This window comes from Phenylobacterium sp. FG114, assembly GCF_057809855.1.
Genome location: NZ_JBMDKU010000003.1, coordinates 231853 through 250126 on the forward strand (window position 1 = coordinate 231853; position 18274 = coordinate 250126).

The 18274-nt window shown below is 69.8% G+C and carries 18 protein-coding genes; 9 read left to right on the plus strand and 9 right to left on the minus strand.

What is annotated here, in order from left to right; genetic code table 11:
• Nucleotides 1-189 precede the first annotated feature (189 nt).
• Nucleotides 190-1524, plus strand: coding sequence for a sensor histidine kinase (locus ACODSY_RS06490; protein ID WP_488950872.1), 1335 nt, complete (start codon nucleotides 190-192; stop codon nucleotides 1522-1524).
• Here ACODSY_RS06490 and ACODSY_RS06495 read toward each other — a convergent pair.
• From ACODSY_RS06495 to ACODSY_RS06520, 6 genes are all read right to left on the minus strand, one after another.
• A complete protein-coding gene (locus ACODSY_RS06495) occupies nucleotides 1521-1919 on the minus strand; it encodes a response regulator (protein ID WP_488950874.1) in 399 nt (132 codons plus the stop codon). The genes ACODSY_RS06490 and ACODSY_RS06495 overlap by 4 nt on opposite strands.
• Nucleotides 1920-1989: 70 nt before the next feature.
• Nucleotides 1990-4308 (minus strand): PAS domain-containing hybrid sensor histidine kinase/response regulator, encoded by a 2319-nt coding sequence (locus ACODSY_RS06500; RefSeq protein WP_488950876.1) that lies wholly within the window; start codon nucleotides 4306-4308, stop codon nucleotides 1990-1992.
• 174 nt (nucleotides 4309-4482) lie between these two features.
• Entirely contained in the window at nucleotides 4483-4770 is a 288-nt protein-coding gene (locus ACODSY_RS06505; protein ID WP_488950877.1) for a hypothetical protein, read from the minus strand.
• Between the two features lie 91 nt (nucleotides 4771-4861).
• Nucleotides 4862-6019, minus strand: coding sequence for a hypothetical protein (locus ACODSY_RS06510; protein WP_488950879.1), 1158 nt, complete (start codon nucleotides 6017-6019; stop codon nucleotides 4862-4864).
• A gap of 177 nt (nucleotides 6020-6196) precedes the next feature.
• Entirely contained in the window at nucleotides 6197-7447 is a 1251-nt protein-coding gene (locus ACODSY_RS06515) for an RNA polymerase sigma factor (RefSeq protein ID WP_488950880.1), read from the minus strand.
• A gap of 2 nt (nucleotides 7448-7449) precedes the next feature.
• Nucleotides 7450-7854, minus strand: a complete 405-nt coding sequence (locus ACODSY_RS06520) for a YciI family protein (RefSeq protein ID WP_488950881.1) — start codon at nucleotides 7852-7854, stop codon at nucleotides 7450-7452.
• 167 nt (nucleotides 7855-8021) lie between these two features.
• Here ACODSY_RS06520 and paoA point away from each other — a divergent pair, with 167 nt between their 5' ends.
• The 4 genes from paoA to ACODSY_RS06540 are packed head-to-tail and all read left to right on the plus strand — an operon-like array spanning nucleotide 8022 to nucleotide 12254.
• Complete coding sequence (gene paoA / locus ACODSY_RS06525; protein WP_488950882.1) at nucleotides 8022-8663, plus strand: aldehyde dehydrogenase iron-sulfur subunit PaoA; 642 nt, start codon at nucleotides 8022-8024, stop codon at nucleotides 8661-8663.
• Entirely contained in the window at nucleotides 8660-9619 is a 960-nt protein-coding gene (locus tag ACODSY_RS06530; protein ID WP_488950883.1) for an FAD binding domain-containing protein, read from the plus strand. The genes paoA and ACODSY_RS06530 overlap by 4 nt, the downstream gene beginning before the upstream one ends.
• Before the next feature lie 2 nt (nucleotides 9620-9621).
• Nucleotides 9622-11841: an aldehyde oxidoreductase molybdenum-binding subunit PaoC gene (gene paoC / locus ACODSY_RS06535; RefSeq protein ID WP_488950884.1), complete on the plus strand. Its 2220-nt coding sequence runs from the start codon at nucleotides 9622-9624 to the stop codon at nucleotides 11839-11841.
• An 8-nt stretch (nucleotides 11842-11849) separates the two neighbouring features.
• Nucleotides 11850-12254, plus strand: a complete 405-nt coding sequence (locus ACODSY_RS06540) for a hypothetical protein (RefSeq protein ID WP_488950886.1) — start codon at nucleotides 11850-11852, stop codon at nucleotides 12252-12254.
• Here the strand turns inward: ACODSY_RS06540 and ACODSY_RS06545 are convergent.
• The gene (locus ACODSY_RS06545; protein ID WP_488950887.1) at nucleotides 12251-13114 is read right to left on the minus strand and encodes a DUF2189 domain-containing protein; all 864 of its coding nucleotides are present in this window, start codon (nucleotides 13112-13114) and stop codon (nucleotides 12251-12253) included. The two genes, ACODSY_RS06540 and ACODSY_RS06545, sit on opposite strands and share 4 nt — an antisense overlap.
• Before the next feature lie 261 nt (nucleotides 13115-13375).
• On the opposite strand from ACODSY_RS06545, the gene ACODSY_RS06550 reads away from it, so the two are divergent.
• The 3 genes from ACODSY_RS06550 (at nucleotide 13376) to ACODSY_RS06560 (ending at nucleotide 15583) form a co-directional block, all read left to right on the plus strand.
• Complete coding sequence (locus tag ACODSY_RS06550) at nucleotides 13376-13966, plus strand: OmpA family protein (RefSeq protein ID WP_488950888.1); 591 nt, start codon at nucleotides 13376-13378, stop codon at nucleotides 13964-13966.
• 76 nt (nucleotides 13967-14042) lie between these two features.
• On the plus strand, nucleotides 14043-14759 hold the full coding sequence (locus ACODSY_RS06555; RefSeq protein ID WP_488950889.1) for a hypothetical protein: 717 nt from the start codon (nucleotides 14043-14045) through the stop codon (nucleotides 14757-14759).
• A gap of 416 nt (nucleotides 14760-15175) precedes the next feature.
• On the plus strand, nucleotides 15176-15583 hold the full coding sequence (locus tag ACODSY_RS06560; protein WP_488950890.1) for a GreA/GreB family elongation factor: 408 nt from the start codon (nucleotides 15176-15178) through the stop codon (nucleotides 15581-15583).
• 55 nt (nucleotides 15584-15638) lie between these two features.
• On the opposite strand, the gene ACODSY_RS06565 is transcribed toward ACODSY_RS06560, so the two are convergent.
• On the minus strand, nucleotides 15639-16190 hold the full coding sequence (locus ACODSY_RS06565) for a DUF1697 domain-containing protein (RefSeq protein WP_488950891.1): 552 nt from the start codon (nucleotides 16188-16190) through the stop codon (nucleotides 15639-15641).
• Entirely contained in the window at nucleotides 16169-16789 is a 621-nt protein-coding gene (locus tag ACODSY_RS06570; protein WP_488950892.1) for a glutathione S-transferase family protein, read from the minus strand. The genes ACODSY_RS06565 and ACODSY_RS06570 overlap by 22 nt, the downstream gene beginning before the upstream one ends.
• A 107-nt stretch (nucleotides 16790-16896) precedes the next feature.
• On the opposite strand from ACODSY_RS06570, the gene ACODSY_RS06575 reads away from it, so the two are divergent.
• A complete protein-coding gene (locus tag ACODSY_RS06575; protein ID WP_488950893.1) occupies nucleotides 16897-18270 on the plus strand; it encodes a spinster family MFS transporter in 1374 nt (457 codons plus the stop codon).
• Nucleotides 18271-18274 lie beyond the last annotated feature (4 nt).

The window sequence follows — 18274 nt, forward strand, 5'->3', positions numbered from 1 at the left end:
TCTTCTACGCCCGTCTGAAACTCGGCGCCGATCAAGCCACACCGCGATCCCTCCGTCACGACGTAACCTGGAGGGGCTTGTGGCCTTGCCTCCCGAGCGCCCATGATCGACTGTCAGGCGCAGTCGCCTTGAGGGTTTAGAGTCATTTCGGAATCTCCGGCGCGTCGTCAGGCGGCCCTCGACCGTCAGATGGCCGAGCTGCTCGACAGCATCGGCGATGGCTTCATGGCCTTCGACTTCGACTGGCGCGTCACCTACTGCAACCGCAGCGCCGAGGCGCATTACGGCCTGCGCCGCGAGGATGCGGTCGGCCGAATCGCCTGGAGCCTGGTGCAGCTTGGCGCGGACTCCGAGATGCGCAGCTTCCTTGAGCGCGCCATGGGGGCGCGCATCGAGGTCGAGGCCGAGGCCGAGTCCGAACTGCGGGCTGGCGTCTGGTTTCATCTGCGGGCGTTTCCCATTGAGGACGGCCTGGGCGTCACCTTCCGCGACATCACCGAACGCCGCGAGCGCGTGCGTCGCGAGCGCGAGCAGGCCGCGCGACTGGAACTGGCGCTGGCCACCTCGGGCTTTGGCGACTGGCGCTGGGACCTGGAGACCGACCTCACCGACATGTCCCCGCGCGCCGCGGAGTTGGTGGGCCTGGAGCCCGGCCCCACGATGACCTGGTCCGAGATGCTCGCCCACGTGCATCCCGACGACCGCGAGCCGGCGCGCCTGGCCGTCATCCAGGCCCTACAAAACCGCACGCCGTACGAGATCGAATACCGCGTCGTCCGGCCTACCGACGGGGTTGAGCGCTGGATCCGCATCCGTGCCCGGGTGCAGTTCGACGACCGCGGCGAACTGGCCGGCATGCTGGGGGTGCTGGCCGATATCACCGAGGCCAAGCTCGAGGACGCCCGCATCCGCGCCGACCGCGCGCGCCTGGCCGAGAGCGAAGCGCGGCAGCGGCTGCTCATCAACGAGCTGAACCACCGCGTGAAGAACACCCTCGCCACGATCCAGTCGCTGGCCCGGCAGACGCTGCGCCAGGGCGTGTCCATGGGCGAGGCCCGCGAGCGGCTGACCGAGCGGCTGCTCGCCCTCTCCGCGGCCCATAACGTCCTGACCCGCGAGAACTGGGAAAGCGCCGAGATCACCGAGATCGCCCGTGAGGCGGTGCGCCCCTACAACGAACCTGACGCGCCGCGCATCCACGCGGAGGGACCGCGCACCCGCGTCGCGCCCAACGTGGCCCTGGCGATCTCGATGGCGCTGCACGAGCTGGCCACCAACGCCCAGAAATACGGGGCGCTGTCGGCGACTCAGGGGCGCGTGACGCTGCGATGGACGGTCGACCCGTCCCTCGACACGGTCATCCTGGAGTGGCGCGAGGAAGGCGGTCCGCCTGTCTGCCCCCCAGTGTCGCATGGATTCGGCACCCGGCTGTTGTCCAGCCTCAACGCCGAGCTGGGCGCTGCCGCGGTCATCGAATACGCGCCAAGCGGCGTCGTCTGCCGCCTGCGGGCCCCCGTGGCCTAGATCGCCGCCCTGGGGCGGGCCAGCAACCGGCCCACGCGCTGCAGGAGCTGGGCGTGGTTGAACGGCTTGGACAGATAGTCGCGGGCGCCGAGTTGCACGGCCTTCGCCACGTCGCCGGCGTTGTTGCGGGCGGTCAGCACCATGGTCGGCGTCTTGCCCGTGAGCCCCTGGGCCTTCATGTGGGCCAGCAAGCCGAAGCCGTCCAGCACCGGCATGTTGATGTCCAGGATCATCGCCTCCGGACGGAATTCCGCCAGGGCGTGGATCGCCTCATTGCCGTTGCGCGCCGTGCGCGTCTCGAGCCCGGCGATGTTCAGTCGGGTCGTGATCAATTCCAGGATGTGCGCGTCGTCGTCGACGACCAGGACGCGGCGTGCGCGTTCAGCCATTTGCATGCGCGGATCCTCTTGCGGCCGCCCTCGCCCCTCCGTCGAACTGGGCGAGCGCGCTCGTAAGACGGGACATTCAGGCCACGCCCCATTGCGCGACGTCGGGCTCCGGCGCCCACTGCGTCGCAAGGGCGATGGCGGAGTACAGTTCCATCGGCTGGATCGGCTTGCGGACCAGCCCGTCGAAGCCGTCAAGATCGCCCTCGCCCTCCAGGTCGGCGTCGGCCGTGAAGGCCAGCACCGGCACGTCTTGGTTTGGCCCTGAAGTCTGGCGCAGTCCCTTCAACGCCGCGCGGCCATCCATCACCGGCATCCGCAGGTCCATCAGCACCACGTCGACCGGCAGCAGGTTCAGCTGGGCCAGCGCCGCGGCGCCGTCGCACGCATCCGACACCTCGGCCCCCGCGGCCTCCAAGATGCGCCGGCTGAGTTCGCGGTTCGCCGGGTTGTCGTCCACCACGAACACTCGGATGCCTTCGATGGACATCGCCGTGTCGTCCTCGACAGACAGTTCCGGCAGGTCGGCGGGCGGGGCCGGCAGCACCACGCGGAACGTCGCCCCCTCCCCCGGCGCCGAACTCACGCCGATCGAGCCGCCCATGGCCTCGGCGATCCCACGGCTGATCGCCAGGCCCAGGCCCGTACCCCCATGCTGGCGGGTCATGCCGTCGTCCACCTGGCTGAAGCGCTGGAACAACAGCGACTGGGCCTCGGCGTCCACCCCCGGGCCGGTGTCGACCACCTCGATCACCATCGTCCCGGCGCCTGCCGGGCCGGCGCGCAGCGTCACGCCGCCCTGGTCCGTGAACTTGATGGCGTTGCCGATCAGGTTGATCAGCAACTGCCGGAGCCGGTCGCCGTCGAGCATGGTCGCGTGCGGCAGACCGGGGGCCACATCCAGGGCCAGGGACAGGCCTTTGGCCTCCGCCTGTGTCGAGAAGAGATGCAGCGTCTCCTCGAACACCTCCGCCGGCCGCGTCGGCCGCGGCCGGATCTCGAACTTGCCGGCCTCCAGCTTCGAGAAGTCCAGGATATCGTTGACGATCGCCAGCAGCGCGTTGCCCGCGCCAGCGATCCGGCGCACGTAGCCGGCCGCCGAGTCCGCGAGCTCCATCTCCCGGAGGAGGTTTGTGAAGCCGAGCACGGCGGTCAGCGGCGTGCGGATCTCGTGGCTCATGTTGGCCAGGAACTGCGACTTGGCCGCGGCGCCTGCCTCGGCGGCGGCGCGGGCGACGGCCACCGTCTCCTCCTGCTCGACCTGCACGCTGATGTTGCGGATGACGTCCAGGAAGCCGGTGGGCTCGCCCGTGCCCGGGTCGCGCACCAGGCTGGCGTTGGACTCCAGCCACATCCAGCCGCCGGTGGCGGCGTTGTGGCCCCGCCAGCGCACGCGGGTGGTCCCGCCCTCGGCCAGCAGTTTGCGGAACGCCCGGAACACCCCGCGCGAGTCGTCGGGATGCACGCTGTAGGCGAACGACCTGCCCTCGAGGTCTTCGGGCGTCACGCCCGCTTGCCGCACGCTGGGGCTGGCGTAGATCGTCTTGCCGGTCAGGTCGGTCATGGTGATCATGTCCGAGGTGTTCTCGGCGATCAGGCGGTAGCGGCCTTCGCTCTCGCGCAGCGCTTCCTCTGCGGCCACCCGTTCCGACTGGTCCTCCACCTGGGCCACGTAGTGCTTCGGCGCCCCGTCGGCGTCGCGCACCATCGAGACGGCCAGCCGCGCCCACACCAGTTGGCCGTCCGCGCGCACATAGCGCTTGTCCATCCGATAGCTGTCGATCTCACCCGCAGTGAGCTGCTTCAGGAGCTCCAGGTCCGCATCCAGGTCCTCCGGGTGGGTGATCGCTTGGAAGTCGCGCTTCAGCAGCTCGGAGGCCGCAAAGCCGACCAGCCGGCAAAAGGCGGGGTTCAACCGCAGGAAGCGGCCGTCGATCCCGACCAGGGCCATGCCGATGGCCGCATGCTGGAACGCCTGCTCGAACTGCTCGGCCTGGGCGCGGGCTTCGGCTTCCAGCTGAACGCGGTGGGTCACATCCCGGAAGATGTTGATGATCTCGATCACCTGCCGCTGGTCGCCGAAGACGATCTGCGGGTTGCCTTCGAACCACGCCCAGTCGCCTCCGGCCGTCCGGAACCGATGCTGTCGCTTCGCCGTCGGGTCGAGCCGTCCCGCCCGCAGTTCGGCGTTGTTGTGGATCAGGGCCTCCCGATCGTCGGGATGCACCAGTTCGATCTCGCTCCGCCCGATGAGGTGCGCGGGCTCATAGCCGTAGCGGCGCGCCGCCGGCGAGACATAGGTCATCAGCCCCTGCGCGTCGGAACGCACGATCACGTCGCTGGTCTGTTCGGCGATGAAGGCGAAGGCCCCTTCGGCGCCCGATACGCGGCTGTTCAACTCTGTTCCCTCTAGCGGCGCGACAGCGCCCCACGAGAGGGTAGACCGGAGAGCGCTTTCGACGCGGTGAACGCGGCCGCGGGACCGCCCCCGCCGGTGGCATTCCCGCTGCGGCGCTTCGCCGCACCGCGCGACCGCGGGCCGGGCGCGGTCGCGGGCGGCGATCTCGCAAGGCTACTTCGGGGCTTCGCTCACGGGCGGCGTGGCGGGCGCGGTTGCGGGCTGGTCGGCGGGGGTGTCGGCCCGCGGGGTGGGCGAGCCGTCGACCGGAACCGCGCCCGTCGCCCCGGCGTCCGGGGCGGTCATGGCGGCGTTGTCGGCCCGCGGCTGGGTGGTGTCGGGCATGGCGGCGCCCACCTGCGAACCCTCGGCGCCCGAGCCGGTCTTGCGGCCGCAGGCGCTGAGGCTGAGCGAAGAGGCGGCGAGCGCGGCCATGGCCGCGATGGTGATGACGGTCTTCAACGGACATCCCTCCTTGCAGAAGCGCCGCCGTCAAACGCATCGGGCCGGGGATCGCTCCCCGGCCCGCGCGACACTCGACTGCGGAAAGGCGTCAGTCGCCCGTCTTCGTCGAACTCTTCTTGCCCTTAGTCGCCTTGGCCGCAGCGGCCGCGTCGGCTTCGGCCTTCTCGGCGGCGGCCTTCTTCGCGGCCTCGGCCTTCTCGGCCTCCTCGGCCCGCGCCCCCGCCAGGATCCCCGGCAGGGCGTAGTTCCCCTCGTGGCAGGCGTATTCGTAGATCCGGCCCTCCAGGGGCGAGAACTCGTATTCGCCGCCCCACGGCTTGTCCCAGGTGTCCGGATCGTCGACCGTGAACTGGTAGTGCAGCCGGTGCTTGCCGACGCGGGTGAATTTCTCGGTGATCTTCAGGTTCTTCCAGGCGCCCATGAAGTGCTGGGCCTGCGGCAGGTTGGTGGTCTCGACAACCAGCGTGTCGCCCTCGTACCAGCCGATCGAGTCACCCATCCAAGGCCGCACGCCATCGGTGCGATGCTTCGCGTTCAAGGGGATGATCCGCAGGTCGTGGATCATCTCGACCTCGATCAGCACCGAGTCCTTGGTCTGAATGAACTGGTAGTTGTTGTTGTAGAAGCCGTTGGGGAACATCGGCGGGCCGGCGTTGCGGCCGAACGACATGATGCAGCGTTCGCCGAGCGAACGGGTTTCATAGCTGTCGAACGAGCCCATGCCGCCGCCGAAGCGCGGGGCCGGCGCCGCGCCGGCCTTGCGCGGCGGGACCTGGCCGTTCGGCGTGGTGATCAGCGAGGTGCGCGGCTCGCCGTTGACCCGCATCACGTGGCTGCCCGGATCCAGCCAGCCGCGGTTGTAGCCGCCCACGTCCCCGCCCGCGGCGGCGAACTCGGGACGGATGTTGGCGCCCGGCGGCGTCTTGGGCGCCTCGGCCGGCGCGTTCGGGTCGGTGTCCTGGTTGCCCTCCTCCACCTCGGCGGCGGCGCTGGACTCCATCTCCTTCACCTGCTCGGGCGTATAGACGAGCTGATCCTTGAATTGCGGCCGGCGGGTCATCGGCGTCAGGGTGGCGTTGCTCCAGAAGCCGGAGAGGTCCGGCTGGCCGAACGCATTGCGCTCAAGCTTCCACGGCGCCTCGGCCCTGGCCGCGGGCTTGGCGTCCGCGGCCGCCGCCGTGAGCGGCGCGGCGGCGACGCCGGCCAGCAGAAGGGTCCCAAGCGCTGCGATGACGACCTTTTGCACGGCCTCTACTCCCCATCTCTTCGCCGGGCTCTTCGGACCCCGCGTTTCGTATCGATTCTAAGAGCGCAAACCCTTGCGGGCGATGCGCATGGCCAGCCCCCTTGACCGCCAGTGTCTGCCCTATAGCCCGCGCATTGCAGCCCTGTTTCAAAAATTGAAGATTTGGTACGGCGACCGTCAGCCGCAGGCGGCCGCGCGGCGTTCGAGGAAGCTGCGCTCCTGCGTGTTGCCGGCCAGGTCCGCAGCTCGAAGGAACTCCGCCCGCGCCTCGTCGGGCCGCCCCAACTTCAGCAACAGGTCGCCGCGCGCGCTCGGCAGCAGGTGATAGCGCGCCAGCGCCTCGCCCAGGGTGTCCAGGATCGCGAGCCCCGCCGCCGGCCCCTCGGCGAATCCTACGGCGATCGCCCGGTTCAGCTCGACCACCGGTGAAGGCCAGCGCCGCGCGAGGCTGGCGTACAGCTCGGCGATCCGCGCCCAGTCGGTCTGTTCGGTGACCTGCGCCCGCACGTGGCAGGCGACGATGGCGGCCTGCAGCGCATGGAACCCGCCGCCTCCGCCCAACGCCTGCGCTCGCGACAAGGCCAGCAGCCCACGGCGGATCTGCGCCCAGTCCCACAGGTCGCGGTTCTGATCGGTCAGCAGGATCGGCGCGCCGTCCGGCCCGCTCCGCGCCCCCTGCCGCGAGGCGTTCAGTTCCATCAGCGACAGCAGGGCATGCGGCTCGGGCTCGTCGGGCAGGATCGCCGTCAGGATCCGCCCCAGCCGCAGGCCCTCGTGCATCAGCTGCGGTCGCATCCAGGCGTCGCCGCGCGTGGCGGCATAGCCCTCGTTGAAGATCAGGTAGACGACCTCCAGCACCGAGCCCAGCCGCGCCGCCCGTTCGTCGCCGCGCGGCGTCTCGTAGGCCAGTCCAGACTCCGACAGAGTCCGCTTGGCGCGGGTGATCCGCTGCCCTACCGCCACTTCGGTCTGCAGGAAGGCGCGCGCGATCTCCTCGGTGGTCAGGCCGCAGATCATCCGCAGCGTCAGCGCCGCTCGCGCCTCGCGACTGAGCACGGGATGGCAGGCGGTGAAGATCAGCCGCAGCCGCTCGTCGCCGATGTCGTCGTCCAGCGTCGCATCCAGGTTGGGCGCCTGCTGCTGCTCGGCCTCCAGGTCGGCGGCCAGCGTCTCGTGTTTGCGCCCCAACATTCGGCGGCGACGCAGCTGGTCCAGCGCGCGGCGTCGCGCCGTCGCCATCAGCCAGGCGCCGGGCCGCTCGGGCGTACCGGTCCGGGGCCAGGTCTCCAGGGCCGCGACCAGCGCCTCCTGCACCAGTTCCTCGGCCAGCGGGACGTCGCGCAGCATCCGGGCCAGGCCGGCGATCAGCCGAGGCTGCTCGATCCGCCAGACCGCCAGGATCGCCCGCTGCGCGTCGTCGCCGCTCACGCCTAGCCTTGCGCCGCGGCCGCCGATCCGGCGCAGGCCGGGTCTTCCATCTCGACCCCGTGCACGGCCATCGCGCGCATTTCACAGACGCCTTCCCAGCCGGGCATGTGCTGGCGGTGCAGCTCCATGAACTTCTGCGCCGAGGCGATGGCCTCCTCCTTCGCCGGGAAGTCGAAGATGGCGTAACCGCCGACGATCTCCTTGGACTCCATGAACGGCCCGTCCACCACCGACACCCTGCCGCCCTTCAACGAGATCTCGGCGCCCATGGCGACCGGCATCAACCCGCCCTGGTCGATCATCCGCCCCGCCCGGATTTCCTCGGCGGCCAGTTCGTTCATGGCCTCCATCAGCTCGGGCGACGGCGGGCCCTGGTCGGCCGAGCGGACGATGAACATGTAGCGCATGGGGATCTCCTTGGTTGAGCGGGGCCTTCCGGGCCCGACACCCACTCGACGAACCAGCGTGGAGCAGTCCGACAGCGCCTCGCAAGAAACTTGCGTCCCGCCGGTGGATTGCGAGCCACTCTCAACAGGCGCCAAAGCCAGGTTCGCACGTTCCAACCTCGCGGGTCATGCGAGGGACGATCATGCACAACGAGGAAGCACTCCCCGTGTCGCGCCGGGGGATCCTGGCGGGCGGGGCGGCCACGGCGACGGTCGCGGCCCATCCCGCCGCGGCGCAGCCGCCGCCCGAGGGGTCACCGCCCACCGCCACCGCCGTGCTCAAGGTCAACGGCAAGTCGATGACCTTCAAGCTCGACACCCGCACGACCCTCCTCGACGCCCTGCGGGAGCACGCTCACCTGACAGGTTCGAAAAAGGGTTGCGACCACGGCCAGTGCGGCGCCTGTACGGTTCTGGTCAACGGTCGGCGGATCAACGCCTGTCTCACCCTGGCCGCCATGCATGACGGCGACGAAATCACCACCATCGAGGGCCTGGGCCGCCCCGGCGACCTCCACCCGCTGCAAGCCGCGTTCGTCGCCCACGACGGCTACCAGTGCGGCTACTGCACGCCCGGCCAGATCTGTTCGGCGGCCGGCGCGCTTGCCGAGCTCAAGGCCGGTGTGCCCAGCCACGTCAGTCCCGACCTCGACGACCCCAAGGCCACCCGCGACGAGATCCAGGAGCGGATGAGCGGCAACATCTGCCGCTGCGGGGCCTACTCCAACATCATCGACGCCATCGCCGACGCGGGAGGGATCAAACTGTGAAGCCCTTCACCTATGAGCGCGTCGCCGCCCCCGCCGAGGCGGCCGCCGCGGCCCTGAAGAACCCCAAGGCGCGCTTCGTCGCCGGCGGCACCAACCTGCTCGACCTCATGAAGCTGGAGATCGAGACGCCCCCACACCTGATCGACATCAACCGCCTGGGCCTGGACGCCATCCAGGAGACCGACGACGGCGGCCTGCGCATCGGCGCCCTCGTCCGAAACACCGATCTCGCCGCCGACAAGCGGGTCCGCAAGGACTACGCCGTCCTCACCCGCGCCCTGCTGGCCGGGGCCTCGGGCCAGCTCCGCAACAAGGCGACCACCGGCGGCAACCTGCTCCAGCGCACCCGCTGCCCCTACTTCTACGACACGACCAAGCCCTGCAATAAGCGCGACCCCGGCTCGGGCTGTTCGGCCATCGGCGGCTTCAGCCGCAACCTCGCTGTCGTGGGCGTCAGCGACCAGTGTATCGCCACCCATCCCAGCGACATGGCCGTCGCCATGAGGGCGCTGGACGCCACGGTGGAGACCGTCCATGCCGACGGCCGCACCCGGGCGATCTCCATCGCCGACTTCCACCGTCTGCCCGGCGCCACGCCGCACGTCGAGACCGACCTGGCGCCCGGCGAACTGATCACCGCCGTGGTCCTGCCGAAGCCGGTCAAGGGCGTACACGTCTACCGCAAGGTCCGCGACCGGACCTCCTATGCCTTCGCCCTGGTTTCGGTCGCCGCGGTGCTGCCCAAGGACGGGCCCGCCCGGCTGGCCTTCGGCGGCCTGGCCCACAAGCCGTGGCGCGTCGCCGAGGCCGAGCAGCGCCTGGCCCAAGGCCCGAAGGCCGTCGTCCAGGCCGCCCTGGCCGGCGCGAAGACCACGCCGCAGAACGCCTTCAAGGTTCCGCTCCTGGAACGGACGCTGGCCGGCGTTCTCGACCAAGCCCAGCAGATGGGGGCCTGACCATGAAGTTCGACGCGCCCGCCGCCCCGAACCCCATCGACCGCGGCAAGGTGATCGGCAAGCCGGTCGACCGTATCGACGGTCCGCTCAAGACCACGGGGACCGCCCCCTATGCCTACGAGCGCCACGACGTCGCCCCCAACGCCGCGTACGGCTACATCCTGGGCGCGGCCGTCGCGAAAGGCCGCATCACCGCCATCGACGACAGTGACGCCCTGCGCGCGCCTGGCGTCATCGCCGTGGTCACCCACCGAAACGCGGGCAAGCTGGGCAAGGCCAAGGCCATCACCGCCCGCCTCCTCGCCGGCCCCGACGTCCAGCACTTCGACCAGGCCGTCGCCATCGTCGTCGCCGAGACCTTCGAACAGGCCCGCGACGCCTCGCGGCGCATCAAGGTGCGCTACGCCAAGACCCCCGGCGCCTACGACCTCGCGGCCGCCAAGGACTCCGCGAAGAAGCCCGAGGCGAATCCCGACGCCGGTCTCGACAAGCCTGACACCGCCGTCGGCGACTTCCCCGGCGCTTTCGCGAAGTCCCCGGTGAAGGTCGACGCCACCTACACCACCCCCGACCATTGCCACGCCATGATGGAGCCGCACGCCAGCACCGCGGCCTGGGATGGCGGCAAGCTCACGCTCTGGACCTCCAATCAGATGATCGCCTGGGCGGTTCGAGACCTCTCCGAGACCCTGCTCATCCCCAAGGAGAACATCCGGGTCGTATCGCCCTACATCGGTGGCGGCTTCGGCTCGAAACTGTGGATCCGCTCGGACGCCGTCATGGCCGCCCTGGGCTCGCGCGCCGCCGGTGGCCGGCCTGTCAAGGTGACGCTCGCGAGGCCACAGGTGTTCAACAACACCACCCACCGCCCCGCCACCATCCAGCGCATCCGCCTGGGCGCCGACCGCGACGGCAAGATCCTGGCGATCGGCCATGAGAGTTGGTCCGGCGACCTACCCGGCGGCGGGCCCGAGACGGCGGCGAACCAGACCCGCCTGCTCTATGCCGGCGCGAACCGCATGACCGCCCACCGCCTTGCCGTGCTCGACCTGCCCGAAGGCAACGCCATGCGCGCGCCCGGCGAGGCGCCCGGCATGATGGCGCTCGAGATCGCCATCGACGAGCTGGCCGAGAAGCTCGGCATGGATCCGGTCGAGCTGCGTATTCGCAACGACGTCCAGTACGACCCCGAGGCCGGACCTAAGCGCCCGTTCTCCCACCGCGACCTCGTCGGCTGCCTGCGCGCCGGCGCCCAGCGCTTCGGCTGGGACCGGCGCAACCCCACGCCGGGCAAGGTGCGCGACGGCCGCTGGCTGGTGGGCATGGGCGTCGCCGCGGCCTTCCGCAACAACCTGACCATGAAGTCCGCCGCTCGCGTCGGGGTGGACCGGAAAGGCGTGATCACCGTCGCCACCGACATGACCGACATCGGAACCGGCAGCTACACGGTCATCGCGCAGACGGCCGCCGAGATGATGGGCGTCGACCTCGACAAGGTGGTCGTGCTGCTGGGCGATTCGAGCTTCCCCGAGTCCGCCGGCTCGGGCGGCCAGTGGGGCGGGAACAGTTCCTCGTCGGGCGTCTACGCCGCCTGCGTGAAGCTGCGCGAAGCCCTGGCCCGCAAGGCCGGCTTCGATCCCGCCGACGCCGTCTTCGACGACGGCAAGGTCCGCTCCGGGAACAAGAGCGTGTCGCTCGCCGAACTGGCCGGAGACGCCGGCGTCTCCGCCGAGGACGCCATCGAGTTCGAGGGCCTCGACAAGGCCTACGCCCAATCCACCTTCGGCGCCCACTTCGTCGAGGCCGGCGTCGACGCTCACACGGGCGAGGTGCGCGTGCGGCGGATGGGCGGCGTGTTCGGCGCCGGCCGGATCCTCAACCCCAAGTCCGCCCGCAGTCAGGTGATCGGCGCCATGACCATGGGCGTGGGCGCGGCGCTGATGGAGGAGGCGGTGGTCGACGTGCGCCACGGCTGCTTCATCAACCACGACCTGGCCGAATACGCCGTGCCGGTGCACGCCGACATCCCACACCAGGACGTGGTGTTCCTCGACGAGGTCGACGACAAGTCCTCGCCGCTGAAGGCCAAGGGCGTGGGCGAACTCGGCATCTGCGGGGCGGCGGCGGCGGTGGCCAACGCCGTCTACAACGCCTGCGGCGTCCGCGTGCGGGACTACCCGATCACCCTCGACAAGATCCTGGCCGGCTGGACGAGGGCCTGAGGCCCGCGATGCATGCGCCGCTCCTCGTCGGCGTTACCGCCGCAGCGGTGATGCTGACCGCCTGCGGGCCGCCGCGATCTCCGCCGACGGTGCTGCTCCAGGGCGTCCAGGTGAATCACGACAGCCAGGACGCCACCCCCGTCCGCCGCCGCCTGCTGTCTCGCTTCCCATTGGGCTCGCCCGAGGCCGGCCTTTCCGCCTACCTGCGCGACCAGGGTTTCCAGATCCGGCGCCTCACCGACGTGGGCGAGACGGGCGATCAGGTCTATGGCGAGGCCAGTCGGCGGTGGGGCAACCCCCTCAACGGCCGGCGCGCTCGCGTGTTTTGGCGCGCCAGCAAGGAGGGCGTCCTCATCGAACTGGGCGTCATCGTCGAGGCGACCGGTCTGCTAGGCGAACTCGGGAACCTCTAGGCCACCGCGCGTCGATACAGGTGCCAGGTCGCATGGCCCAGCACCGGCACCGCCACGATCAGGCCGACCAGCGCCGGGATCGAACCCAGCACCAGGCTGCCGGCCACGATCAGGCCCCAGGTCGCCATGGTCACGGGGTTGGCCAACACGACCTTGACCGAGGTCTTGATCGCCACGTCCAGGTCCACGTGCTTGTCCAGCAGCAGCGGGAACGACACGACGCTGATCGCCAGGGCCACCACCGCGAACAGGAAGCCGACGCCGATACCGATGATCGCCATCGTCTGGCCGCCGCCCGTGGCGAACACTCGGTTGACGAAGATCTCGGCCGTTGGCGGCGCCCCGTTCGCGAACGCCAGCAGGCTGATCTCGTAGGCCGTGGCCATCCACAGCGCGAACAGCCCGATCAGGATCAGGCCCATGCCGACGATCGAGCCGATCGCCGGCGAGCCGAACACCCGCGCGGCGTCCATCCAGCTCACCTGTTCGCCCCGCTCGCGGCGGCGGCTGATCTCGTAAAGGCCCACCGCGGCCAGCGGCCCCACCAGGGCGAAGCCCGACAGCAACGGAAACACCATGGGCAGCAGCTCGTAGCGCATGGCCAGGGCGGCGAGCACAAGCCCCGCCAGCGGATAGATGATCGCGATGAACACCACGTCGTCGCGCGCCGCGCCGAAGTCGCCGAAGCCCTTCTTCAGCGAGGAGGTGAGGTCGGCCATCCCGATCTTGCGGATCTGCGGCTCCAGCCGCGCCGCCGCCCGCTCGGCCGCGGTCGCGTGGCGCCTGGGCGCCGTGAAGGCGTCGATCAGATGCTTGATGGCATATTCGAAGGGGTTCTCAACGTGATTGCCGACCGCCATGCGCTTCCTCCGGCCTGTTGGGGTCGGTGGTCCGCGCTGGGCTCCCGCCGGTGTGCAGCGGGCGTCTGGCGCAAATCGCCGGCCCGGAAAACACGATCCCGAAGTCTAACACGCTCGTCCCAAGCCGGCCACCGCCCCCGACGGCGGCCCGGTGGTTACAGTCAAGCTGCGCCCGAAAACGGCCTACATCGGGCCCGATTGAAAGGTTGTTCAAAGCTTAACGACGGTCGGGGGGGACCATCGGAACGGAGAGACTTGAATATGATCCACTCGACCTCGAAAGTGTTGATCGCGGGGGCGGCGTTACTGGGTGTTGTCAGCCTCGGCGGCTGCGCCACCAAGAAGTTCGTGCGTGAAGAAGTGGCCGTGGTCGGCGCCAAGACCGATGCGGTCAGCGGCCGCGTCGACACGGTCGAGACCCGCGTCGTGGCGGTCGAGGGCACGGCTAAGGATGCGCTGGACCGCGCCACCGCGGCCGGCAAGCTGGCCGAGGGCAAGTTCCTCTATTCCGAGGTGCTGCAGGACGACGGCTTCAAGTTCGGCGTCTCCAAGGCGACGCTGACGCCCGAGATGCAGGCCCGCCTCGACCAGTTCGCCGAGAAGCTCAAGACCGACAACCGCAACGTCTACGTCGAAGTCCAGGGCCACACCGACGCCACCGGCGCCAAGGAGTTCAACTACAAGCTGGGCGAAGAACGGGCCGAGGTCGTGCGCCGTTACCTCAACCAGCATGGCGTGCCGCTCAACCGCATCAGCACCATCTCGTATGGTCCTGACGCCCCGACGGCGCCCAACAACGACCGGGCCGGCCGCCAGGCCAACCGCCGCGTTGTGCTGATCGTCCTCAGCTAGGCAGCGAGATCTCCTCGCAGGCCCCGTGACGCAGGATCGCCGCCCGTCTGATACGAGACGTCGCCTGGTCACGGGGATGCTTAGCCTTGCGGGGCACGTCGCGGCGGTGCTGGTCGTCTTGCACGCCCAGCCCCGGCCGCCGCCCTCGCCCGTGGCGCCCCCCGTCCAGGTCCAGCTCGTCCAGTTCGCACCCGAACCGCCCAAGCCGCCGGCCCCGCCTGACCCGGCGCCCGAGCCCAAGGTCGCGCCGCCGAAGCCCGCGCCGCCCAAGCTCGAGAAGAAGAAGCCCACTCCGCCCAAGCGCGCCATCGCGCGCCCTACTCCTGCGCCGCGCGAACCCTCGCCGCTGGTGGCCGAGACGGCGCCTGTGGTCGACCGCTCGTCCGAGGTCAGCGACGCCGAACTCGCTTCGGCCACCACCGCGGGTTCGGGCGGTGGCGGGGGCGGCGGCGGCCAGTGCGACATGGCCGGCTGGCTGCAGGCCAAGCTGCGCAAGGATCGCCGCGTCCAGGCCGCCCTGGCCCAGGCGCAAAAGGGCCAGGCCATCCGCGTCTGGAACGGCGACTGGATTACCCACCCCGGCCAGGACGGCAAGGGCCTCGCCGCCGTCCGCGAAGCCATCATGTGGGAAGTCGCCTTCGCCCCCGAAGCCTGCCGCAAGCAGCGCGTGCGCGGCCTGATTCTCCTGTCCCTGAACGACGGCGCCGCCCCCGCCCGCGTCGTGATCGGCGCCGGCGACTGGCGCTGGTCCGACGTGCTCTGGGCTGCCGGCTCGCCCCGGCGCGGCGGTTAGCGCCGCCGGCGTATTCGTCGACCGGGCGAGGTTTGACTTTTACCGACGCGGGCCCCATCTTCTGGACACCATGTGTAAATCCGCTGCATTCGCGCGCCGACAGCACCATGCTGGTCGCCTGGTCGCAGGCTACTAGCCCCGAGGGCCGTAAGCACAAAAGCTTCGGACTCGGGGGACACCCCTATTTTGCTTCCGTCAACTTGAAAGACGTCAGCATTTTCAGCTGACCTCGGTGACGAAGGCGAACCCTATACACAAGGGAATTTCCGGGCGGGCCTAGGCCCGAGTGGAGAACCCTGCGCGCTCAGGTCCTGGAACGGCGGAAATCCTCCCTTCCCGGCGCCCGCGCGCATCCCCTCAACACACAATTCCGCCGCCGCCGCACGCCGCGGCGACGCATCGCAAAGGAGCCGAAGATGTCTCTTCGCAGCCACCAATTCCGCAAGCCGTCCATCTACGTGACCGAGTCCGAGTACGAGCGCCTCTGGAACCTCGCCGAAGCCAACAGCTCGCGCGGCGCCGCCCTGCTGGGCGACGAGCTGGCCCGGGCGATCGTGCTCAAGGACGACGAATATCCCCGCGAGTTCGTCCGCCTGAACTCGGTCGTCGAGTTCACCGACCTGATGACCGGTCGTCGTCGCCGCGTGCAGATCGTCCTGCCGGACGCCGCGGATATCGACCAGGACCGCATGTCGGTCGTCACCCCCGTGGGTGCGTCCCTGCTCGGCCTGACGCCGGGGGATTCGATCAGCCTGAGCACCGACGACGGCCGCTCGCACGTCCTTCAGGTCGCAAGCATCGAGAGCGTCCGCGAGGCCGCCTGAACGGGCGGGTCATCTGCGGCGGCCTGCGCGCCGCGCGACGGCCCGGCCGGTCGCGTTACGCCGCCAGCAGGTCGGCCAGCTTGCCCACCGTGTTCCAGTTCCGCGCCGTGCCCCGCACCTTGAGCCGGCGCTCGATCACCACGTTGCTCAGCTTCGACGTCCCCGCTCCGTTGGGGAACCGGATGTACAGGCAGCCGGGCCCGGTCCGGACCTCCTCGCCCGCCACGCAGGCGCTCTCCAGCACGTCCAGGCCGGCGGCCGGCTCGCCCGTCAGGAACATGGCCATCAACCGGTTCGGCTCGTCCTTCGCCGCCTTCGGAAACGGATTGGCCGCGATCACCGCCTCCAGCTGGTCGAGGTCACGCACCATCACGTCGGTAGCCAGGCCCAGGTCCTTCAGGATCGCCGCCTCCAGCGCCTTCTCCGCGGCGGCCGGCGTCAGGGTCGTCCCGAACAGTACGTTGCCGCTGGCCAGCAGCGTGGCAGGCGCCTCGAATCCCGCCTCGGCGGCGACCCGCTTCAGGTCGGCCATCAACAGCTTCCGGCCCCCGACGTTCACCGCCCGCAGCAGGCCCGCGACCCGCTTCACCGCGACGCGGCTTCCCATTCCAGGAACTCCGGCTGCTCCAGCAACCGCTGGCAGTATTCCCCGGCCGGTCCAGCGTCGCCGTAGTCCGACAGCTTGACCCCATAGGTGCGGAATCGCGTCGCGACGGGCGTGTAGAAGGCATCGGCGATCGACCACTCACCCGCCAGGAACGGCCCGCCGAACCGGTGCAGCATCTCGTTCCAGACCGTAGCGATGCGCCGGATGTCCTTCTGGGTGGCCGGCGATAGCTCCACGGGCCTCGGCTCGGCCTCCAGCGCCATCGGGCATTCGCCGCGCAACGAGGAGAAGCCCGAGTGCATCTCCGCCGCCGCCGCGCGCGCCAGCGCGCGCGCCGCCGGATCCTTCGGCCACAGGCCCGGCGCCTTCTCGGCCACATATTCGCAGATCGCCAGGCTGTCCCAGACCACCAGCCCGTCGGCCTTCAGCACCGGCACAAGACCCGAGGGGGAATGCGCCCGGATCTCGACCTCGCTCATGTTGTTCTCCCGGCGAAGCTCCACCAGGGTTTCGGTGAACGGCAGGCCCGAGCGCTTCAGCGCCAGCCAGGGCCTCAGCGACCAGGTGGACCACCTCTTCGTGCCGATCACCAGTTCCATCGCCGTCGCTCCATACTGCTGATTTGAAACACTTGAACGGTTGCGGGCCGGGCCCTGGCGCCATCTAGTTCGAGGCAATCAGAAAAGAAACCGAGGAACGCCTCCCCATGACCGAAGCCGTGTCGCCCGCCGCCGACCCCAAGGCCGAGAACGCTGCGCCCGCAGCGCCCGCCGAGGGCTCGCCGTTCTCGGTGGGCTACACCCGCTACGCCATGTGGCTGCTGCTCGGCATCTACGTCATCAACTTCCTCGACCGCCAGGTGATCAACATCCTGGCCGAGCCTATCAAGAACGACCTGGGCCTCGCCGACTGGCAGCTGGGCTTGATGAGCGGCCTGGCCTTCGCCGTGTTCTACACCTTCCTCGGCATCCCGATCGCCCGCCTGGCCGAGCGCAAGAACCGCGCGGTGATCATCGGCACGGCCACGGCGGTCTGGAGCGGCTTCACCGCCCTTTGCGCCACCGCCGGCAACTTCGCCCAGCTCATCGTCTATCGAATCGGCGTCGGCGTCGGCGAGGCCGGCTGCACCCCGCCCGCCCACTCGTTGATCGTCGACTACACGCCCCGGGAAAAGCGCGCCTCGGCGCTGGCCTTCTATTCCATGGGCACGCCCATCGGCGGCCTCCTGGGATTGGTGATGGGCGGCCTGATCGCCGACATGCACGGCTGGCGCACCGCGTTCCTGGTGGCCGGCGTCCCGGGGGTGATCTTCGCGCTGCTGGCCTTCTTCACCCTGAAGGAGCCCCGGCGCCTCATGCGCGAGCATGCCGAGAAGGTGGCCGCCAACTCCGCGACCTTCAGCCAGACCATGGCCTATCTCGCCACGCGCCGGACGTTCTGGTTCATCGCCTTCGCCGCCGCCATCAAGGCCTTCATCGGTTACGGCCACGCGCCCTTCACCGCCTCGTTCTTCCTGCGCAACCACGCCGAAGAGATCGCCCAGCTCGCGGACGGCTTCGGATTGAAATCGGTGGGCTTCCTGGGCCTGGCCCTCGGCCTGATCAGCGGCACCGCGGGCGCCATCGGCTCGTGGGTGGGCGGCTGGATCGCCGACAAGTACGGGCGCAAGGACCTGCGCGCCTACATGGTCGCGCCCGCCATCGCCAGCATCGTCACCATCCCGGTCTACATCACCGCGGTCAGCATCGATTCGGCGGCCATCGCCCTCTTCGTCCTCGCCATCAACGCCTTCCTGGGCACGCTCTGGTACGGCCCCGTGTACGGCACCGGCCAATCGGTCGTCCCGCCGCACATGCGCGCCACCGCCGCGGCCATCCTGCTGTTCATCATCAACCTGATCGGCTTGGGCCTCGGCCCGCTGGCCGTGGGCATCCTGTCGGATTGGTTCAACAAGGGCCTCGGCATGGGGCCCGGGGAAGGCGTGCGCTGGGCCCTGATCGTCTCGGCCTCGTTCGGGCTGGTGGCCTTCACCTGCTTCTGGCTGGCCCGCCGCACGATCCGCGAGGACACCGTCAGCTAGCTTG